We start from the raw sequence: 17,832 nt of genomic DNA, 5'->3' as shown, positions 1-17,832 counted from the left end.
TAATGGCCATCCCGCACAACCGGCAGGAATTACTGGAAGCCATCAACACCAGCTATGCCAGGCTGCAGCAGGACCTGGCGCGCGTACCGCCGGGCCTTGCGCGCGAGCTGGCGCTTGATGGACATGTGGCCGGCACGCGCATGAGCGTGTGCGATTTGCTGGCCTATCTGGTGGGCTGGAACGAGCTGGTACTGCACTGGCATGCGCAACTGCGTGCGGGAAAGCCTGTCGCGGATATCGCTTTTCCCGCCGAAGGTTTCACGTGGAACCAACTTGGCGCGCTGGCGCAGCGGTTTTATGCCGACCATGCCCACCTCGACATGGAGCAGTTACTGCAGCGCCTGGCGCTGGCCAACCGGCAACTGGTGGCGCTGGTGGAAGCGAGCGACGATGCGCAGCTGTATGGCCAGCCGTGGTACAAGCAGTACAGCATGGGCCGCATGATCCAGTTCAATACTTCGTCGCCGTATGCCAATGCGCGCACGCGCTTGCGGGCCTGGCTGAAAACCGTGTAGACAGCGGGGCTTGCACGATTGCATCAGTACCATTTGTTCGTTTTCAGGCACGATAGCGTCTCCACGTATTTCTGCCGAAAGACACCATGCTTACGATCGCCATCGCCCAGCTGAACTTCACCATCGGCGACTTCGACGCCAATACCGCTGCCGTCATCGACCATATGCGCCGCGCCAGCGACGGCGGCGCGCAGATGGTGGTGTTTTCCGAACTGTCGCTGAGCGCCTATTACCCGGGCGACCTGTTCGAGGATGCCGCCTTCCTGGGCAGCATGGACGCGGCGCTGAAAACGGTGCAGCAGGCGTCACAGCGCTGGCCGGCGCTGGTGACCGTGCTCGGTACGGCGCGCGCCAACCCCGGCCCCGGCAAGCCCCTGTACAACGCCCTGCTGGCGATTCAAAACGGGCAGATCGTCGCCGAATACTACAAGCAGCTGCTGCCCACCTACGGCATCTTCGACGAGGGCCGCCATTTCGAGGCGGGGCCGCCGGTGGCCTGCACGCTCGACGTGGCCGGTCACAAGGTCGGCTTCATGATCTGCGAGGACGGCTGGAACGACGAGGGCCGTGCCTACGCCGTCAACCCGTTTGCCTGCCTGCAGGCGGCCCGGCCTGAACTGGTGGTCAGCATCAACGCCAGCCCGTCCGATATCGGCAAGCGCGCGCTGCGCCACGCCGTGTTTGGCGCCGCCTGCCGCCGCCTGGAGCTGCCGCTGCTGTTCGTCAACCAGGTCGGCGGCCATGACCAGCTGGTGTTCGACGGCGCCTCGTTTGCCATCTCGCCGCAGGCCGGGGTGCAGTTCGAGGCGGCCCGCTTCGTGGAAGATTTTCAAGTGCTGCGTTTTGAGGGGGGCCAGTTTGCCCGCAGCGATGGCCAGGCGTTTCCCGCGCCCGATGTGGACGGCATCGCGGCGGTGGAGTTTGCGCGCCGCCAGATCGTGCTGGGCCTGTCCGACTATGCGCGCCGCTGCAACTTTACCAAAGTCGTGGTCGGCTGCTCGGGCGGCATCGATTCGGCGCTGACGCTGGCGCTGGCCGTCGAAGCGCTGGGCGCCGGCAATGTCATCGGCATCACCATGCCGTCGGTGTTTTCCAGCGCCGGCTCCGTCACCGATTCGGTGGCCCTGTGCGAGAACCTCGGCATCACCCTGCTGACCCATCCGATCCGCGATATCGTGGCGCAGTATGAAAGCGGCTATGCGGCGGCGTTTGACGGCAAATTGGCCGGCCTGCCGCTGGAAAACCTGCAGGCGCGCGTGCGCGGCACCATCCTGATGGAATACTCGAACGCGTTTGGCGCGCTCTTGCTAACCACCGGCAACAAGAGCGAAATTTCGGTCGGTTACTGCACCCTGTATGGCGACACCAACGGCGGCCTGGGCCTGATTGGCGACCTGTACAAGACTGAAGTATTCGCCCTGTCGCGCCATGTGAACGCCAGCGCCGGGCGCGAGCTGATTCCCGCCGCCGTGCTCGACAAGCCGCCCTCGGCCGAACTGGCGCCGGGCCAGCGCGACACCGACAGCCTGCCGCCCTACCCCGTGCTCGATGAAATTTTAAAATGGCATATCGAGGGCAACCGCCTGCCGGCGCCCGAAAGCGCGCAGGCGCTGGCGTTTGTGGCCCGGCTGCGCGAGAGCGAGGAAGGCCGCCGCCTGGTCACGCGCATCGTTGGCATGGTGGCGCGCAATGAATACAAGCGGCGCCAGGCGGCGCCGATTATCCGGGTGCGCTCGCGCGCCTTTGGCAGCGGCCGCCAATTGCCGATCGCCGCCCACTACCCTACCGGAGACGCAGCATGAGTGCCGCAACCCCCCTTTCTTCCTTGGACTGCGCGGTGCTGATCGGCCGCTTCCAGCCGTTTCACAGCGGCCACGCGGGATTGTTGCAGGCGGCGCTGGACAGCGCCGCGCAGGTGGTGGTGGTGCTCGGTTCGGCCTTCCATGCGCGCAGCCCGAAAAACCCGTTTACGTGGCTGGAACGGGCCGCCATGATCGCGGCCAGCCTGCCCGAAGCGCAGCGCAAACGCGTGCACTACGTGGCCGTGCGCGACTACTATGACGATGGCCTGTGGGCCGAGAGCGTGCGCCGCCAGGTGGCCGGGGTCGTGCCGCAGGCGTCGCGCGTGGCGCTGGTGGCCTGCTTCAAGGACGCCACCAGCTACTATCTGCACCATTTTCCGCAGTGGCAGATGCTTAACCAGGAGATCGACGCAGGCGCCCCGATCGGCGCCACCGCGATCCGCAAGGTGCTGTTCGAAGCGGAAGACGTCGACGTGTCGCTGGGCGCGCTGGCGCAGCTGCTGCCAAAAGCGATTGCCCAGTACCTGAAAGCCTGGACCATGCTGCCGTGGTATGCGCCTCTGGTGCAGGAACACCGCGCCATCGAAGCGTATAAAACGCGCTGGCGCACGGCGCCGTATGCGCCGATTTTTTGTACCGTCGATGCGCTGGTGCAGACGGGCGGCCATGTGCTGCTGGTCAAACGCGGTGGCTATCCGGGCAAGGATTTATGGGCACTGCCGGGCGGCTTCCTGGAGCCGCGCGAACGCCTGCTGCAGGGTGCGATACGGGAACTGGCGGAAGAAACACAACTGGGCGTGCTGGCGCCGACCCTGGAAGAAGCGCTGGTCGGCGTGGCCGTGTTCGACCACCCCGACCGCAGCCAGCGCGGACGCACCATCACGCACGCCCACCATTTCAATCTGCATACCAGCCAGTTGCCGGAAGTGTCGGCCGCCGACGACGCGGCGCTGGCCCGGTGGCTGCCGCTGGACGCATTGCCGGCGATAGAAGAACAGTTTTTCGAGGATCATTTTCATATCCTCAATCATTTTTTGAAGCTGACGCAAGAAGAGCGCTGATGAAAAACAGCGCTGACGCAGCCGTCAGCGCTGTTCAAGGCAATCGCCTTACGACGTCAAACGATTCCAGCCATGGCGCACGGCATCCTTGAAGTTGTCCCAGGCCGACTGGGGATAGGTATGCTCCCAGTTGCTGCGCAGGTCGTGCTCCACTTCCTCCCACGGACGGCCGCGATAGGTGTCGCTGCCGGCCATCGAGCGGCCATAGCGGTAGGCCGGATCGTAGTCCTCGAAACGCGCGCCGGTCGACAGATAGGTCGCGTCCCAGTGGCTGCGGTAGTACTGTTCGTCGGCGACGACATCGTTCGACAGCGTGTCCGCGCGCGGGTAGGTGCGCACATTGCGCGTGGCACCGCCCAGGCTGGTCGCGCCGCCCGGCGCGATGAAGTCGGGCTGGTTCAAGGAGTCATCGCGGGCGAATTGCTGCGACGCCGTCGAAGGTTGGTCCAGCGTACCGCCACTCAAGTTGCCCACAGGGGCGGCCGGATTGATGCCCAGTTCGGCGCCCGCGCCCAGCGGCGTGGTCTGCTGCGACAGGCTGCCCGACTGCGATTGCAGGTTGGCTGCGGCGCTGCCACTCAAGTTGCCCTTGCTGCCGCCGGCATAAGCGCCAGTGGTGCTGTCGTCGCGGCTCCAGCCGCCGGCGCGCCACTGCTCGCTGTGCTCTTCGATATTGAGCGGGCCGAAGTCTTCGACGATATCGCTGGCGCGGTCGATCTCCGCATCGCTGGCGCTTTCCAGGGTCAGCACCACATGACCGCGCGAGACGGCTTCCGCATACACATAGCGGTCTTCATGGCTGCCGAACAGGTCGGCAAAGAAATGCTTGATGCTGGCGACAAAGCCGTCGTCGTCGCGTCCGGTGGTGTTGGCCACGGTCGAGGTGGCCGATGGTGCGCCGCTGTAGTCGCTGGCCGCGTCATTGAGACGGATGCGCTCGCTGCCGAAGCCCGAGGCGATCAGTTTTTGCCGTGCGCTTTCGGCCGATGCGCGGTTGTCGAATACTGCTGCCAAAGTTTGTGCCATGATGGTCTCCGATCGGTAAGGGATAAGGTAAGTGCATCATTCGCTGTAGCCACAGCCTGCCCTTTTGTAAAGGGCAGCGTCTGCAGTCATGGCATTAGTCTAGGACGAAAAACGGCGACGCGTCTTTCCTTTTCCGTGCGGGAATTGTTTCTCGTTATCCACCTATGGTTTGCTCCGCGACTGGCTCGCTGGTGCGTGGCCGCCCACGTACTTGTTTGATCGGACCGATGGCGCGTTTATTGAAAGGCCCGCTGTTTGGCTTTTGAATTCTTGCCAGGCGTGAAAGCGGGGAAAGATACCGGCCCGAAGACGAATGGCGTCGTCAGTGGCACCGTCGGCTTGGGCTCGGTCTTGATGCGCTTGGTGGGCGAGCTGAAACCCGGATAGTCGGGCGGTGGTTTCCTGTCACGCGTACTTTTTCTCGTGGGACCTGAGCTCGCCACTTCTGGCAGTGGCGTATGCCACTTGGGCCGGTTTTGATCAAACACGGATTGTGGCATCGTGCTCGGCGTCGGCGACAAGTGCCTGTTGAGCATTTTTTTTGCAGTGCTGATCTCTTTTTTTGTCAGGGTATCGCGGGTCTTGTGTCCGCCCTGCGCCGAATGTTCGTCATGCATGACCAGCCGCAGGTTATCGGGATTGGCTACCGCTTTCCTGAACGCGTCGGCCAGGTCAACGGAATTCCTGCGGGGCCGTCCCTGCGCTGCCTGTGAACGTTCGGCAGTGACGAGTTCATCGTGGCCTTGTTTGAGCGCAATATATTGCACGATATGGTCCAGCGCCGGTTGCCTCTTCAAGGGCGGACGGGGCTTGCCATTCTTGGGTTTTTGCGCAATCGATTCCCGGCCTTTGTGATCGAGCGTATGTATCGTGGTGCCGTCGATCGACGTGAACTGAAAATGATTGAGGCTCGGTGTGCGTTTGAGATTCTGGCGCTGGCTGACCACTTCCCGCGCCGATTCATATCCCGGTCGGCTGCTTGATTTCTTGCCGCTGCTGCGGCTATCCACATAATCGTCGTCCTCGCCACTTTTACTTTTACGAGACACCGACGGTGTCATGGCTTGCGAGCGGGCACGGGAAGAAGTCACAGTTTTTCCTATTGAGCAATGTGTTACAGATATGCCATGACAAAATTACGCAATTATGCTTTTTTTGTCAACTTAAATTTCTATGCGGCATGTGGCGTGGCGCAGGAAAACCGCCGGACGGGCGATTGCCGTCTTGTTCCCGCTTACACCCTGGAGAAAAATCCATAAAAGTGTTTCCTCTGCTCTTGCACCATGGCGTCCTGTCGGGCGCCTGGTGGCTGCGGCGGTGCTGAGTGGGCGCGGTCGGGTTTTCTTCCTACAAGCAGGCACGCCGCGCGCCTATCTTGCCGGCGCCCCAAAAGCCGTTAGCATGGGCTTACACCCAAGCGGAGGAGGCATCATGGAAGAAAAACACGGCAATACCCCACAGCACCCGAGCGAGCAGGGCCGCCATACGCGCATCGACAAGACCGACGCCGACAAGGCCGGCGGCGACCCATATGCCAACCAGGGCGGCGGCAAGCTGGCCAGCGGCACGGCCAACAGTGGTTACTGGGCCAACGACGTGCTCACGCCGCAAGGCCCGCCCGATCCGGTCGAGCAGGAAAACATGCATACCCTGGGCCAGCCGGACAGCCATGCCAACGTCAAGGGTTCCGGGCAGCAGCCGCAAAGCGAAGCGGGCAAGCTGGCCGACGACCGGCCCGGGCGCAACGAGTCGAAGGACATCCACCGATCCATCAATCAGCACGAGTAGGGGCGCGTGCGAAGAGCGGAGAGCGAAGACGAGGACGAGGACGAGGAGCACACCATGTCTGCAACGCGCAGAAAAAATGCAATGCGCATGGATACCTGTGCCCGTGCATCGAGCAAATGTTGGCGTGCTCAAAAGATCATGCTTGCCATTGCCTGGGTTGTTTGGCATGATTGAGCGCATGAATCCGCATGACATCACCGTCCCGAACCACCGCCACGTCGCCGCAGACGCTGGCCGTGTTGCGTTCGCCGGTGGCCGTCAGTCCTGTTCCATTATTCGAATTATTCAGGGTCGCTGAGCTGCGGCTGCGCCGGTGCTCGGCGCCCCCAGTCGCCATTGACCAGCGCATCATCGCGCGCGGGCACTGCCCGCGTTCCCCCGAATAGTTCAAATGGAGCACCCCGATGACATCTTCCCATCCGTATCCCTCGCTGGCCCAGATCCGCGACACTGCCGCACGCCTGCAAGGCAAGATCCTGCACACGCCCGTATGGCGCTGGCAAACCGGCGTCATCGACGAACAATTTGCGTCCACCGAAGTGTGGCTCAAGCTGGAACTGTTTCAAAAAACCGGCACCTTCAAGCTGCGCGGCGCGCTCAACTGCATCGAGGCGCTGGACGCGCCGGCGCGCCAGCGCGGCGTGGTCGCCGTCAGCGCCGGCAACCATGCGATTGCCGTCGCGTACACGGCACGGCTGGCCGGATGCAGCGCCAGGGTCGTCATGCCGGCGCACGCCAGCCCTGCGCGCATCGCCGCCTGCCGCGCGTACGGCGCCGATGTGCTGCTGATGCCGGACGTACACCAGGCGTTCGCGCGCGGCCGCGACATCGAACGCGACGAGGGCCGCACCATGCTGCACCCCTACGACGGCCCGCTGACCGCGCAGGGCACCGGCACAGTCGGCCTGGAGCTGATGGCGCAAGTGCCCGGTCTCGACGCAGTGGTGGTGCCGGTCGGCGGCGGCGGCTTGTGCGCCGGCATCGCCGCCGCCGTCAAACAGCTCAATCCGCACTGCGCCGTGTACGGCGTCGAGCCGTTCGGCGCCGACGCGCTGTACCGCAGCTTCGCCGCAGGCGCGCCGCAGACCCTGGAAAGGGTCGATACCGTCGCCGACAGCCTCGGCGCGCCGTATGCGATGGAGTACAGTTTTAATGTCTGCCGCCGCTTCGTCAACGAAGTGGTGCGGGTCGACGATGAGCAGATCTGCGAGGCCATGCTGTACTTGTTCCGCGATGCCAAGCTGGTGGCCGAACCGGCAGCGGCGGTGGCGACGGCAGCGTTGTTCGGGCCGCTGCGCGAGCGGCTGGCGGGCAAGCGCGTGGCCTTGCTGGTGTGCGGCTCGAATATCGACCCGGCGCGCTTTGCCGAACTGCTGTGCCGGGGCGCGCGCCAGGATCGCGTGCGCACGCCTGACCGACATGCGCTGACAGAATAGTTTACGTCAGATCATGCAGGTCCTTGCGCTGCGCCGGGCCTACCGTGAAGTGTGAAAACGTGACTTCCAGCCCGCCGCGTTCCGGCGTGCAGCACATCGGCCCCACCAGATAGCGCGCGCTGGCAGGAAATGGCGCCAGGCGCAGCAGCGGCCACAGCTTGCCGTCGGTCGAATACTGCACCCGGATCACGCCCTCGCTGACGGTCACGCGCAGCCAGAAGCCTTCCGGCATGGCCGGCGCCGCGCTGACGGCCCAATCGGATTTATCCACCGTCAGCACGGTGCTCAGCCACAGCTGGCCGTCAGAGAACTCGATGCCGCATTTGATCCAGTGTTCTGCATCGATGCGCACCATCAGCCCGGCCTGGTCGTACAGGGTTGCATAGTGTCCGGCCACATGCACCTGGGCCGTGAAATCGCCGTCGGTGGCCACGCCCAAAAAGTGGCCGCTGTCGCGGATGAAACCGTAGCTGGTCTTGCGCCAGAAGTCGGTGTTGTCGTCGCTGGTAACGCGCAAGGTTGCGTCTTCGAGCGTCCATTTTGTTGGCTGGTTCAACCAGCTCGCCTGTTCAAACATCGTCTCTCCTGCGTGGTTTATCACTCGTTGTTCAGTCCCCATCCCAGCGCCTGGTACAACGCGACTGCACTGGTGTAGGACGCGGTTTCCGACTGCAGCGCGTCGCGCCGGATGTCATACAGGGCGCGCTGGTTTTCCAGCACCGCCTGGTAGCTGCCGGCGCCGGCTTGATAACGCGTGCTGGCGATCTGCAGCGCGGCGCTGCCGTGGCGTGCCGATTGTAGCAAGGACGCCAGCCGCGTTTGATTTTCGGCCAGTTGCGTGACGGCGTTTTCCACGTCTTCCTGCGCCAGCAGCATCGCCTGTTCGTAGCCGGCCAGCGCGCCTTGCGCCACGGCCTGCGTGCCGCGTACGCGCGCCCTGGCGCTACCGAGGTGAAATGCCGGATGGCTGATGGTGGGCGCCACTTCGAAGGCGCGCGCGCCAGCGTCAAACAGGCTGCTGCCGCGCAGCGCAAAAAAGCCGATAAAGCCGCCCAGGCTCAGTCTCGGATACAGCTCGGCCGTGGCCGCGCCCACGTCTTCGCTGGAGGCGGCCAGCAGGCGTTCGGCGCGCACCACGTCGGGCCGCTGCCTGATCAACTGGTTCACGTCGCCGAGCGGCAGCTGGCCGGCCAGCGGCGCCGCAGCCGGTGCCGTCAAGGCCAGCGCGGTGGCGCCCGGCGGCTGGCCGCTCAATACATCGAGCCGGTACCGGGCCTGGCGCAAGCTCGCCTGCAACGGTGGCAGTGCCGCCTCGCTGCGCGCCAGGTTGGCCAGCGCATTTTGCCGCTCTTCCGGCAAGCCGCTGCCGGCCGCCAGGCGCGCTTCGACCAGGGTCACGGTTTCGCGCCAGCTGTCCACCTGCGCCTGCGCCAGCGCCAGGTGCTGCTGGTCGCCCAGCGCCCGGTAGTAATTGCGCGCCACCTCGGCGGCGATCACCAGCTGCGCCTGGCGCAGATCGGCTTGCGCAGCGCCCGCGCGCGCCTGCGCCGACCGGCTGATATGGCCCAGGCGGCCGAACAGGTCCAGCTCCCACTGCGCATCGAGGCCGAGCCGCGTGCTGGCCGTGGCACTGCGTGTATCGGGCGCGGTTTGCTGCAGATTGCGCTGCCAGCCGGCCTGGCCGGTGACGGCGGGCAGGCGGTCCAGTTGGCGCTCGTCGAACACGGCGCGCGCGGCCAGCAGGTTCGCTTGCGCCTGGGCGATATCGCGGTTGTGCGCGCGTGCCGCGGTGATCAGCTGCGTCAGCCGCGCATCGTCAAAAAAGGTCCACCATGGCGTGCTGCTGGCGATACTGTCGGCAGCTTTGAATTGCGTTTGCTGCGGGCTGGCCAGCGTGATGTTTGGCGTGCCCGGCGTGACGTAGGCGGGGCTGACGGCGCAGCCTGCCAGCAGCAGTGACACAAGCGAAAGGGCTAGGGTTTTCTGGTTCATCATGATCCTTGTGTTGCCGTAGCCAGCGCCTGGGCGCGTGCACTGGCATAGCCGGCAGCGTGATTGCGGGCCAAAAAGGTGTACATGGTCGGCAGCACGAACAGCGTAAACAGGGTGCCGACCAGCATGCCCGAGACGATCACCACGCCCAGGCCAAAACGGCTGTTGGCGCCCGCGCCGGAAGCGAACAGCAGCGGCACCAGCCCCAGCACCATGGCGGCCGTCGTCATCAGGATGGGACGCAAACGGATCTGCGCCGCGCGGGCAATTGCGCTGACGCGGTCAAACCGTTCGTGCACTTGCAATTCGTTGGCAAACTCCACCATCAGAATGCCGTGCTTGCTGATCAAGCCGATCAGGGTCACCAGGCCGATCTGCGTGTAGATATTGATGGTGGCCCAGCCCAGCGCCAGCGGAATCAGGGCGCCGCAAATCGACAGCGGCACCGTGATCAGGATGATCAAGGGGTCCATCAGGCTTTCATATTGGGCCGCCAGCACCAGGTAGATCACGATCACGGCGGCAAGAAAAGCCATCAGCAGGGCGTTGCCTTCGGTGGCGAACTGGCGCGCGTCGGACTGCCAGTCGTAGCTGAAGCCGGGCGGCAGCGTTTTGGCCACGCCGTCGAGGAAGGCCACCGCGTCGCCCAAGGTAACGCCGGGCGCCGGCACGCCCTGGAAGGTGGCGGCGTTTTGCTGGTTGAACTGGGTCAGCTTGTTCGGCTCGACTTCCTGCGTCAGGCTCACCAGGCCGGACAAGGGCACCAGGCTGCCATCGTCTGCGCGCACATATTGCTGCGTCAGTGCCTGGGCCGTCAAGCGCTGGGCGCGCGGACTTTGCGCGATGACGTCATAGGCGCGCCCTTCCATGGCGAAGCGGTTCAGATAGTTTTCGCCCACCAGCACCGCCAGGGATTCGCCGATATCCTGCATTTGCACGCCCAGGCTGTTCGCTTTTGAACGATCGATCCTTACTTTGACCAGCGGGTTGTTGTAATCGAGGTCGCTGTCGACCACGGCAAACAGGCCGCTGGCGCGGGCGCGCTGCTTGATCTCTTCCATGGTGCGATACAGGGTGGCGTAATCCTGGGCGCTGCGCAGCACCAGCTGCACCGGCAAGCCGCCGCTGGACCCCGGCAAGGGCGCCATCTGGAAGGCAAAAATGCTGGTGCCTTCGATATCGCCCACGCCCTGCTGCAGCTCGGCCTGGATCACGGCCGCATTGCGCGCGCGCTCGCCCCAGGGCGTGAGATTGATGCCGCCGATGCTGGACGCCGGCCCGTCGCTGCCGTTGATGATCCAGGTCGACGCCGTCTCCGGCGTGCGCCGGTAGATATCTTCAAGTTGATGGGAGAAGCGCTCGACGTAATCGAGGTTGGCATGCTGCGGCGCCTTGATGGCCGTCAGCACGCTGGCCTGGTCTTCCGACGGCGCCAGTTCGCGCTGCGGCAGCAGGTACAACAACGGCAGGCTGGCCATCACCAATAACGCAAAGCCGCCACTGATCCAGCGGCGCGTGAGCGACCAGGCCAGCAATCGCGCATAGCGGCCCGTCAAACCGCCAAAAAAGTGTTCGGCGGCGCGCGCCATGCGCCCTTCCGACTGTTTTGATTGCAGCAGAAAGGAACTCATCACCGGCGACAAGGTCAATGCCACCACGCCCGAGACCACCACGGCGCCGGCCAGGGTCAGCGCAAATTCCTTGAACAGCGCGCCCGTCAGGCCTCCCATCATGCCGATCGGCGCATACACGGCCGCCAGCGTGATCGTCATGGCCACCACCGGGCCGGCCACTTCGCGCGCGCCGGCCAAGGCCGCCGCCACCGGCGTCTTGCCTTCCTCGATATGGCGGTGCACGTTTTCCACCACCACGATGGCGTCGTCGACCACCAGGCCCACGGCCAGCACCATCGCCAGCAAGGTGAGCAAGTTGATGCTGAAGCCAAACGCCAGCATCAGCGCGGCCGCGCCCAGCATCGACAGCGGAATGGTGACCACCGGGATCAGCACCGAGCGCAGCGAGCCCATGCACAGGTAAATCACCAGCACCACGATCAGCAGGGCTTCGAGCAGGGTGTGCGCCACTTCATCGATCGAGGCCTGGATAAAGCGCGCCGTCTCGAACGCCAGTTCCACCTTGACGCCCGGCGGCAGGGTTTTTTGTATTGCGGGCAGCAGTTTTTTGATGCCGTCGACGATCACCAGGGGATTGCCGCCCGGCGTGGGAAACAGGCCCAGGTGCACGGCCGGCACGCCATCCATGCTGGCGCTCGTTTCGCTGGCGGCCGCGCCCAGTTCCACCGTGCCGATATCTTTCAGCCGTATCAGCGCGCCGCCATCGTCCTTGCCATTGGCAATGACCATCTCGCGAAACTGCGCCACGCTGGTCAAGTCCGTATTGACGCTGATATTCGAGACGACGAACTGCCCCTTTACCTTGCCGGGCGCGGCCTGGTAGTTATTGCGCCGCACGGCGTTCGCCACGTCCGACGCCGTCAGCCCGCGCGCCGCCAGTTTGGCGGGATCTATCCACAGGCGCATGGCCAGCTGCTGGCCGCCAAAGGTCTCGACTTTTGCCACGCCTTCGATGGTGGAAAACATCGGCTGCACCACGCGCGCCAGGTAGTCGGTCAGCTGCGCCGCCGATACCGTATTGCTGGCAAAGCCGACATAGGCGACGGCCGTGGAGTCGCCCGCCGAGCGTTCGATCACGGGGTCGAACGCGCCTTCGGGCAGCTTGTAGCGCACCTGGTTGACCTTGGCCATCACTTCGGTCAGCGCCTGCGTGGAATCGCGATTGAGCTCCATGCGCACGGTGACCAGGCTGGCGCCCTGCACCGAGGAAGAAGTGAGGTAATCGATGCCTTCGACCGACGACACGGCTTGCGCGATCGGCTGCGTGACGAAACCTTGCATCAGGTCGGCCGAGGCGCCCGGATAGGTGGTGGCGATGGTGATGGTCGACGATTCAAGCATGGGGTACTGGCGCACCGGCAGCTGCTTGATGGCGAGGATGCCGAGCATGACGATCAGGCTGCTGATCACCAGCGCCAGCACGGGGCGGCGCACGAACAGGTCGGTAAATGTCATCGCGCGGTATCCTTGTCCAGGGTATTGGCGACCGCCTGCACGGCCATGCCGTCAGCCAGTTTCAGCTGGCCCGAGGCGACCACCTGCTGGCCTGCCGCAAGACCTTCGGTGATCTCCACCCTGCCCGCGTTTCGATCACCCAGCTTGACTGCCACGCGCTTGACGGTGAGCGGCTGCTTGCCCGCCTGCTGCGCCACAAACACCGTGTCGCCATACGCGCTGTAGGTGACGGCCGTTTCCGGCACCGTCAGTTGCGGCTCGGCCTTGCCGGCCTGCGCCACCTTCACATTGGCGTACATGCCGGCCTTCAACGCGCGGTCTGGCTCGCTCAAAGCCGCCTGCACCTGCACCATGCGCGAGCGCGCGATCAGCGGATCGATGGCGCTGATCCTGGCCGCAAACACCCGCTCGGGATAAGCGTCGACCGTGACCTGCACCGCCTGCCCGGCAGCGAGCTTGCTGCTGCTCTGTTCATCGAGCGTGAAGTTCACCAGCAAGGATGTGGTATCGACCAGGCTGGCCACCGTATCGGCGGCGTTCAGATACTGGCCGGCATGCACGCGGCGTATGCCCATCTGGCCGGCGAAGGGGGCGCGGATGGTTTTTTGCGCGATCAGCGCTTCGGTCTGGCGCATTTCGCCCAGCGCCGCATCGCGCATGGCCAGGGCGCTGTCCAATTGCTCCTGCGTGGCCGCCTTGCCTTGTACGAGTTGGACGGTGCGCTGGTAGCTGGTCACGGCATTGTGCAGTTGCGCGCGCAGGCGCAGCAGGGACGCCTGCTCGGGCGCGTCATTGAGCTGCACCAGCACTTCGCCGGCTTTCACCTGCTGGCCCGAGGCGAAGCGGATGGCGGTAATGCGCCCGCCGGTTTCTGCCGCCACCTGCACCTGGCGCGCCGCTTCCAGTTCACCCACGCCGCTGAAGTAGCGTTGCTGCGTGCCGGCCAGCACGGGCGCCAGCGCCACCTTGGTGGCCGGGGACGGCGCCGCTGCGGCGGCGTGCGATTCGAGGCGGGGGTACGTGATGATGCCCGCCACCGCGAGCGTAATGGCCAGCGCACCAGCGCCGGCAAGTCGGATTGTCATGATGGACGTCTTTCGGTAAGGGCGCGTCAGAGCCGCGCGTTAAAGAGCATGAACAAGGCAAGGGTCCACAGCAGCAGCACCAGGTGCGTGGTCTGCAGGCTTTCCTGGGCGATCCAGTAGCCGAACCACAGGCCGCCCAGGTGCATCAGCAGCAAAAACGCCGCCATCGCGCACAAGGCGAGATTGAGCCAGGGCAGCGCGTCGCCGATGCCGCCGCCGAGGAACAGCACGACGCCGCTCCAGGCGGTGATTGCCGCGCCCAGTTGCAGCGCCAGCACTACCAGCAGTGCCAGGCGATGCAATCTCAATGACGTCAGGGCCCGGCGCAGCAGCGGTGTGTCGATCGTCGGGTCCTGGCGCAGCGGGTCCATGCGCATGGTGTTGCCGATGGCCCAGACGGACCCATGGAAGGCGTGCAGATTGTTGAGGGCGGCGATGCTGAGCCAGCATGCGAGGCCCATGGCCAGGATGCATTGAAACAGCCAGATGGTGTGATGGAGCTGCATGGTAAGTCCCGTCAAAGAGGCTTGCCGGCCAAGAGGCTTGGAACACTCGACAGCGCAGCGCTATCAGCCTATTATGCAAGCAATCGGTTGGTTAACTGACCCCATCATAGTTGAGTAAAATGAATTACACAAGTAAACGTTTGGATAATGGCGATAGCCCTGCCGCCCTGCAGACGACGGAGCGCATCCTGTATTTCATCAAGACCAAGGGACCGGTCTCGACGGCATCCCTTGCCAAGACCCTGGCCATGACGGGCGAGGCGGCGCGCCAGCAGGTGCAAAAGCTGGTGACGGCGGGCCTGATCGAAGGACGGATGGAAGCGCAAAGCGGCGCCGGCCGGCCGCGCCAGAACTGGGTGCTGACCGAAGCGGGCCATGCGCGCTTTCCCGACACGCATGCGCAGCTGACGATCAAGCTGATTGGCTCGGTGCGCCAGCTGTTCGGCGAGGAAGGCCTGAACAGGCTGATCACGCAGCGCGAAGAGGAAAGCCGCAGCGCCTATGCGCTGGCGTGTGCGGCGCCCGACCTGCCCAAGCGATTGGCGCAGCTGGCGGCGATCCGCGATGAAGAGGGCTATATGGCCAGGGTGGAAGCGGACGGAGCGGACTGGCTGCTGATCGAAGACCATTGCCCGATCTGCGCTGCGGCGCGCACCTGCCAGGGCTTTTGCCGTTCCGAACTGCAGCTGTTCCAGGAAGTGGCGGGGCCATCGGCCAGGGTGGTGCGCGAGCAGCACGTGCTGGCCGATGCGATGCGCTGCGTGTACCGCATTTCCCTGGTGGCTTAAGGCCGTGGAAACAGCGGCCAGGCGATCAGCGCCACCAGTCCCGCCACCAGCCACACCAGGCCCCAGCTGCTGGCCGCCAGCAAGTGCGGCAGCGCGACCGGCGTAGCGAACAAGCCCACATAGACGGCCGTGTTGGCCATGCCCAGGGCCGTGCCGGCGCTGGCGGCGCCCGCCAGGGTCGCCAGTTCCGTATAGGCCACGCCATGCCAGGCCGATACGCACACGCCGGCCGCGATCACGGCCGCCATCAGCAGCCAGCCCGGCGCGGAAACACCTGCCACGCCGGCCAGCAACAGAAACGACGCCAGCGCCACCAGTACCGAGCCGCGCAGGTAGGCCGGGCGATTCGCATGGCGGTCCGTATGGCGCCCGCTCCAGATGCGCATCACCATCGCGCCCAGCTGCAGCATCACCATCACGCCGGTGATCTGCGCCAGGCCCAGATGGCCATGGTCGTGCAGGAACACGGTGGCATAGCTGAGGATCGCAAACTGCGGCACGCACAGCACGCCGATGCCGGCCACCATGCGCCAGACCTGGTGGTTATATAGCGGCGAGACTGGCGACGATGGCTTGCCCTCAGGCGTGCGCGCAGACGCGTTTTGCGGGCCCCTGGCGGCGTCAAGCGTAAAAGACGGTTCATGCATCCAGCGCCACGTCAACAGCGCCGTCACGGCGCAGAAAAGGCCCAGCACGCCGAATACCGGCACAAAGCCGTAACGCGAGGCCAGGGTTGGCAGCAGCAGGGCGCCCAGGCCGCCGCCAAGCGGCACGGCCGTCTGGCGGATGCTCATGGCAAAACCGCGTTCGCCGGCGCCGAACCAGCGCATCACGGCGCGCCCGCTGGCGCCATTGACGCTGCCGCCCAGCACGCCGACCAGGGCCAGGCCCGCCGACAGCGACAACAGCGATGGCGCGGTCGCGCCCTGCGGCGTAATCCACAGCATCAGGGTGAGCAGGGCCAGCAGGGTACCGAGCAGGCCGGTCAGCAGCACGGGCCGGTCGCCCCAGCGGTCGGTGGCCATGCCCCACGGCAGTTCCGACAAGGCCACGCCCAGGCCCATGGCGCCCAGCGCCACCCCCAGTTCGGTATTGCTCAGATGATAGCCGCTACGCAGCCAGATGGCGGTGGTGGGCATGCCGTTGGCGCAGGCCGAAAAGCTGGCGTTGGCGGCCACGCCGACACCCAGCACTTTCCAGCGGTGGGCGGTATTGAACACTGGAGCGGAGGTAACGATGGCAGGGCAGGTAGCGTTCATGAGATGGAATAAAAGCTGTGGTTGACCATGTCAGTGTTGCGCAGTACGATGATTCTGAATATCAGATAATTTTTATCTGATCGTTCGATAAAACCGGATGGTTATGAACGTACTCAATTTTGATATCGCTTTCCTGCGCAGCTATATCGCTGGCATCGAGCTGGGCAGCTTTGCCCGTGCCGCCGACAAGGTGGGCCGCTCCACCTCTGCCGTCAGCGCGCAGCTGAAAAAACTGGAAGAGCAGGCCGGCATGCCGCTGTTTCGCAAGTCGGGCCGTGGATTGGCGCTGACGGATGCGGGAGAGGTATTGCTGTCTTATGCGCGCCGCATGGTCGAACTGAACGACGAGGCAGCCGTGGCCCTGCGCGGCGTGGAACTTGAAGGCTGGGTTCGCCTTGGCTTGCAGGAAGACTTTGGCGAGGCGCTGCTGCCGGCGGTGCTGGGGCGCTTTGCCCGCGCCCACCCGAAGGTGCGCATCGAAGCGCATGTGGCGCGCAATACGGCATTGATGGAACGCATGGAAATGAACCAGCTCGACCTGGCCTTGCTATGGGGCTGCAGCGCCTTGCAGGATCTGGCCGTCTGGCCGGCGCAGCGGCGTACCCTGATCGCCATGCCCGAGATGCGCTGGATCGCCTCGCCCACCCTGCCCTGGCAGCCGCAATCGGGCGAGCCGCTGCCGCTGATCGCCTTTGACCGCCCTTGCCTGTTCCAGCGCTGCGCCACGGATGCGCTCGACCGCGCCGGCATCGCCTGGCGCATCGCGTTTACCAGCCCCAGCCTGGCGGGCCTGTGGGCGGCGGCGGCCGCCGGCCTGGGCGTGACGGTACGCACCGGCTACGGCTTGCCGGCCTCGGTCTGCGCACTTGATGCGATGGAAGCCGGCCTGCCCGCGCTGCCGTCGCTGTCGCTGGAACTGCTGCGCGCCGCGCATACGCCCAGGCCGCCCGTCGAGCGGCTGGCCAGCTTGCTGGCCGATACCTTGCAGGGCGTGCAGGACGATTGACTGCCGCGCCTGGCGGTGCAGGTGTAAAATCGTTTTCATCCCCTCACCACCGAAGGAGACACCATGGCCCGCAACCTGTTCGTCAACCTGCCCGTCAGGGACCTCGACCGCTCAGTGCGTTTTTTCACCGCGCTGGGCTTCAGTTTCAACGCCCATTTCACCGACGAGACGGCCACCTGCATGATCGTCAGCGAGAGCAGTTTCGTGATGCTGCTGACGGAGGAAAAATTCAAGCAGTTCACGCCGAAACAGCTGTGCGATACCCGGCAGGCAACGGAAGTATTGGTATGTCTGTCGGCGCAGAGCCGGGCGGAAGTCGATCAGCTGGTGGCCAAGGCCGTCGCGGCCGGCGGCAGCATCTACAAGGCGCCGACCGATTTCGGTTTCATGTACGGCCACAGCTTCCAGGATCTCGATGGCCATCAATGGGAACTGGTGTTCATGGAAGCGGAAGCGGTACCGCACTGATGGCGGCAGCG

At 64.7% G+C, this 17,832-nt stretch carries 17 protein-coding genes; 9 read left to right on the top strand and 8 right to left on the bottom strand.

The annotated features are described in order from the left end of the window. The first annotated feature begins 2 nt into the window (after positions 1 to 2). From CD932_RS10780 to CD932_RS10770, 3 genes are all read left to right on the top strand, one after another. Positions 3 to 515 (top strand): ClbS/DfsB family four-helix bundle protein, encoded by a 513-nt coding sequence (locus CD932_RS10780; protein ID WP_094442639.1) that lies wholly within the window; start codon positions 3 to 5, stop codon positions 513 to 515. Positions 516 to 601: 86 nt separating this feature from the next. Continuing rightward, positions 602 to 2,317, top strand: a complete 1,716-nt coding sequence (locus CD932_RS10775; RefSeq protein ID WP_094442638.1) for an NAD+ synthase — start codon at positions 602 to 604, stop codon at positions 2,315 to 2,317. After that, positions 2,314 to 3,378, top strand: a complete 1,065-nt coding sequence (locus CD932_RS10770; RefSeq protein WP_094442637.1) for a bifunctional nicotinamide-nucleotide adenylyltransferase/Nudix hydroxylase — start codon at positions 2,314 to 2,316, stop codon at positions 3,376 to 3,378. Before CD932_RS10775 ends, CD932_RS10770 begins: the two co-directional genes overlap by 4 nt. A gap of 48 nt (positions 3,379 to 3,426) precedes the next feature. Here CD932_RS10770 and CD932_RS10765 read toward each other — a convergent pair whose 3' ends face one another. Beyond that, positions 3,427 to 4,404 carry a hypothetical protein gene (locus tag CD932_RS10765; RefSeq protein WP_094442636.1) on the bottom strand — a complete coding sequence of 326 codons (978 nt, stop codon included), beginning with the start codon at positions 4,402 to 4,404 and terminating at the stop codon, positions 3,427 to 3,429. 236 nt (positions 4,405 to 4,640) lie between these two features. Next, the gene (locus tag CD932_RS10760; protein WP_141213225.1) at positions 4,641 to 5,495 is read right to left on the bottom strand and encodes a hypothetical protein; all 855 of its coding nucleotides are present in this window, start codon (positions 5,493 to 5,495) and stop codon (positions 4,641 to 4,643) included. Between the two features lie 36 nt (positions 5,496 to 5,531). Here CD932_RS10760 and CD932_RS29350 point away from each other — a divergent pair, with 36 nt between their 5' ends. From CD932_RS29350 to CD932_RS10750, 3 genes are all read left to right on the top strand, one after another. Beyond that, on the top strand, positions 5,532 to 5,663 hold the full coding sequence (locus tag CD932_RS29350; protein ID WP_254926550.1) for a hypothetical protein: 132 nt from the start codon (positions 5,532 to 5,534) through the stop codon (positions 5,661 to 5,663). A gap of 172 nt (positions 5,664 to 5,835) precedes the next feature. Further along, positions 5,836 to 6,192, top strand: a complete 357-nt coding sequence (locus CD932_RS10755; RefSeq protein WP_094442634.1) for a hypothetical protein — start codon at positions 5,836 to 5,838, stop codon at positions 6,190 to 6,192. A gap of 404 nt (positions 6,193 to 6,596) precedes the next feature. Further along, on the top strand, positions 6,597 to 7,628 hold the full coding sequence (locus tag CD932_RS10750) for a threonine/serine dehydratase (RefSeq protein ID WP_094442633.1): 1,032 nt from the start codon (positions 6,597 to 6,599) through the stop codon (positions 7,626 to 7,628). Position 7,629: 1 nt separating this feature from the next. Here the strand turns inward: CD932_RS10750 and CD932_RS10745 are convergent, their stop codons facing one another. Genes CD932_RS10745 through CD932_RS10725 form a run of 5 tightly spaced genes read right to left on the bottom strand, consistent with a single transcriptional unit; the run spans position 7,630 to position 14,300 of the window. Then, entirely contained in the window at positions 7,630 to 8,205 is a 576-nt protein-coding gene (locus CD932_RS10745) for a DUF1349 domain-containing protein (RefSeq protein WP_094442632.1), read from the bottom strand. A gap of 20 nt (positions 8,206 to 8,225) precedes the next feature. Beyond that, positions 8,226 to 9,620 carry an efflux transporter outer membrane subunit gene (locus CD932_RS10740; RefSeq protein ID WP_176460926.1) on the bottom strand — a complete coding sequence of 465 codons (1,395 nt, stop codon included), beginning with the start codon at positions 9,618 to 9,620 and terminating at the stop codon, positions 8,226 to 8,228. Beyond that, positions 9,620 to 12,709 carry a MexW/MexI family multidrug efflux RND transporter permease subunit gene (locus tag CD932_RS10735; protein WP_094442630.1) on the bottom strand — a complete coding sequence of 1,030 codons (3,090 nt, stop codon included), beginning with the start codon at positions 12,707 to 12,709 and terminating at the stop codon, positions 9,620 to 9,622. Before CD932_RS10735 ends, CD932_RS10740 begins: the two co-directional genes overlap by 1 nt. Next, positions 12,706 to 13,794, bottom strand: coding sequence for an efflux RND transporter periplasmic adaptor subunit (locus tag CD932_RS10730; protein ID WP_094442629.1), 1,089 nt, complete (start codon positions 13,792 to 13,794; stop codon positions 12,706 to 12,708). Before CD932_RS10730 ends, CD932_RS10735 begins: the two co-directional genes overlap by 4 nt. 26 nt (positions 13,795 to 13,820) lie before the next feature. Further along, complete coding sequence (locus tag CD932_RS10725; RefSeq protein WP_094442628.1) at positions 13,821 to 14,300, bottom strand: DUF2165 family protein; 480 nt, start codon at positions 14,298 to 14,300, stop codon at positions 13,821 to 13,823. 119 nt (positions 14,301 to 14,419) lie between these two features. On the opposite strand from CD932_RS10725, the gene CD932_RS10720 reads away from it, so the two are divergent. Continuing rightward, entirely contained in the window at positions 14,420 to 15,088 is a 669-nt protein-coding gene (locus CD932_RS10720; RefSeq protein WP_094442627.1) for a metalloregulator ArsR/SmtB family transcription factor, read from the top strand. Here CD932_RS10720 and CD932_RS10715 read toward each other — a convergent pair. Continuing rightward, positions 15,085 to 16,347, bottom strand: a complete 1,263-nt coding sequence (locus tag CD932_RS10715) for an MFS transporter (RefSeq protein ID WP_094442626.1) — start codon at positions 16,345 to 16,347, stop codon at positions 15,085 to 15,087. The two genes, CD932_RS10720 and CD932_RS10715, sit on opposite strands and share 4 nt — an antisense overlap. 103 nt (positions 16,348 to 16,450) lie before the next feature. On the opposite strand from CD932_RS10715, the gene CD932_RS10710 reads away from it, so the two are divergent. Both CD932_RS10710 and CD932_RS10705 read left to right on the top strand, forming a co-directional pair. Beyond that, positions 16,451 to 17,353 carry a LysR substrate-binding domain-containing protein gene (locus CD932_RS10710; RefSeq protein ID WP_094442625.1) on the top strand — a complete coding sequence of 301 codons (903 nt, stop codon included), beginning with the start codon at positions 16,451 to 16,453 and terminating at the stop codon, positions 17,351 to 17,353. Positions 17,354 to 17,416: 63 nt separating this feature from the next. Beyond that, positions 17,417 to 17,821: a VOC family protein gene (locus tag CD932_RS10705; protein ID WP_094442624.1), complete on the top strand. Its 405-nt coding sequence runs from the start codon at positions 17,417 to 17,419 to the stop codon at positions 17,819 to 17,821. Positions 17,822 to 17,832 lie beyond the last annotated feature (11 nt).

Source organism: Janthinobacterium sp. PC23-8 (genome assembly GCF_002250505.1).
Taxonomy (GTDB): Bacteria; Pseudomonadota; Gammaproteobacteria; order Burkholderiales; family Burkholderiaceae_D; genus Janthinobacterium.
The sequence above is the reverse complement of the archived record's forward strand: the minus strand, read 5'-3'. Positions and strand labels throughout refer to the sequence as shown.

Bases quoted from the DNA above. Each gene is read 5' to 3' on its own strand.
- CD932_RS10730 (WP_094442629.1), bottom strand. From the start codon at position 13,794: ATGACAATCCGACTTGCCGGCGCTGGTGCGCTGGCCATTACGCTCGCG.
- CD932_RS10740 (WP_176460926.1), bottom strand. From the start codon at position 9,620: ATGAACCAGAAAACCCTAGCCCTTTCGCTTGTGTCACTGCTGCTGGCA.
- CD932_RS10750 (WP_094442633.1), top strand. From the start codon at position 6,597: ATGACATCTTCCCATCCGTATCCCTCGCTGGCCCAGATCCGCGACACT.
- CD932_RS29350 (WP_254926550.1), top strand. From the start codon at position 5,532: ATGACAAAATTACGCAATTATGCTTTTTTTGTCAACTTAAATTTCTAT.
- CD932_RS10780 (WP_094442639.1), top strand. From the start codon at position 3: ATGGCCATCCCGCACAACCGGCAGGAATTACTGGAAGCCATCAACACC.
- CD932_RS10765 (WP_094442636.1), bottom strand. From the start codon at position 4,404: ATGGCACAAACTTTGGCAGCAGTATTCGACAACCGCGCATCGGCCGAA.
- CD932_RS10775 (WP_094442638.1), top strand. From the start codon at position 602: ATGCTTACGATCGCCATCGCCCAGCTGAACTTCACCATCGGCGACTTC.
- CD932_RS10715 (WP_094442626.1), bottom strand. From the start codon at position 16,347: ATGAACGCTACCTGCCCTGCCATCGTTACCTCCGCTCCAGTGTTCAAT.
- CD932_RS10710 (WP_094442625.1), top strand. From the start codon at position 16,451: ATGAACGTACTCAATTTTGATATCGCTTTCCTGCGCAGCTATATCGCT.
- CD932_RS10745 (WP_094442632.1), bottom strand. From the start codon at position 8,205: ATGTTTGAACAGGCGAGCTGGTTGAACCAGCCAACAAAATGGACGCTC.
- CD932_RS10770 (WP_094442637.1), top strand. From the start codon at position 2,314: ATGAGTGCCGCAACCCCCCTTTCTTCCTTGGACTGCGCGGTGCTGATC.
- CD932_RS10755 (WP_094442634.1), top strand. From the start codon at position 5,836: ATGGAAGAAAAACACGGCAATACCCCACAGCACCCGAGCGAGCAGGGC.
- CD932_RS10720 (WP_094442627.1), top strand. From the start codon at position 14,420: ATGAATTACACAAGTAAACGTTTGGATAATGGCGATAGCCCTGCCGCC.
- CD932_RS10735 (WP_094442630.1), bottom strand. From the start codon at position 12,709: ATGACATTTACCGACCTGTTCGTGCGCCGCCCCGTGCTGGCGCTGGTG.
- CD932_RS10725 (WP_094442628.1), bottom strand. From the start codon at position 14,300: ATGCAGCTCCATCACACCATCTGGCTGTTTCAATGCATCCTGGCCATG.
- CD932_RS10705 (WP_094442624.1), top strand. From the start codon at position 17,417: ATGGCCCGCAACCTGTTCGTCAACCTGCCCGTCAGGGACCTCGACCGC.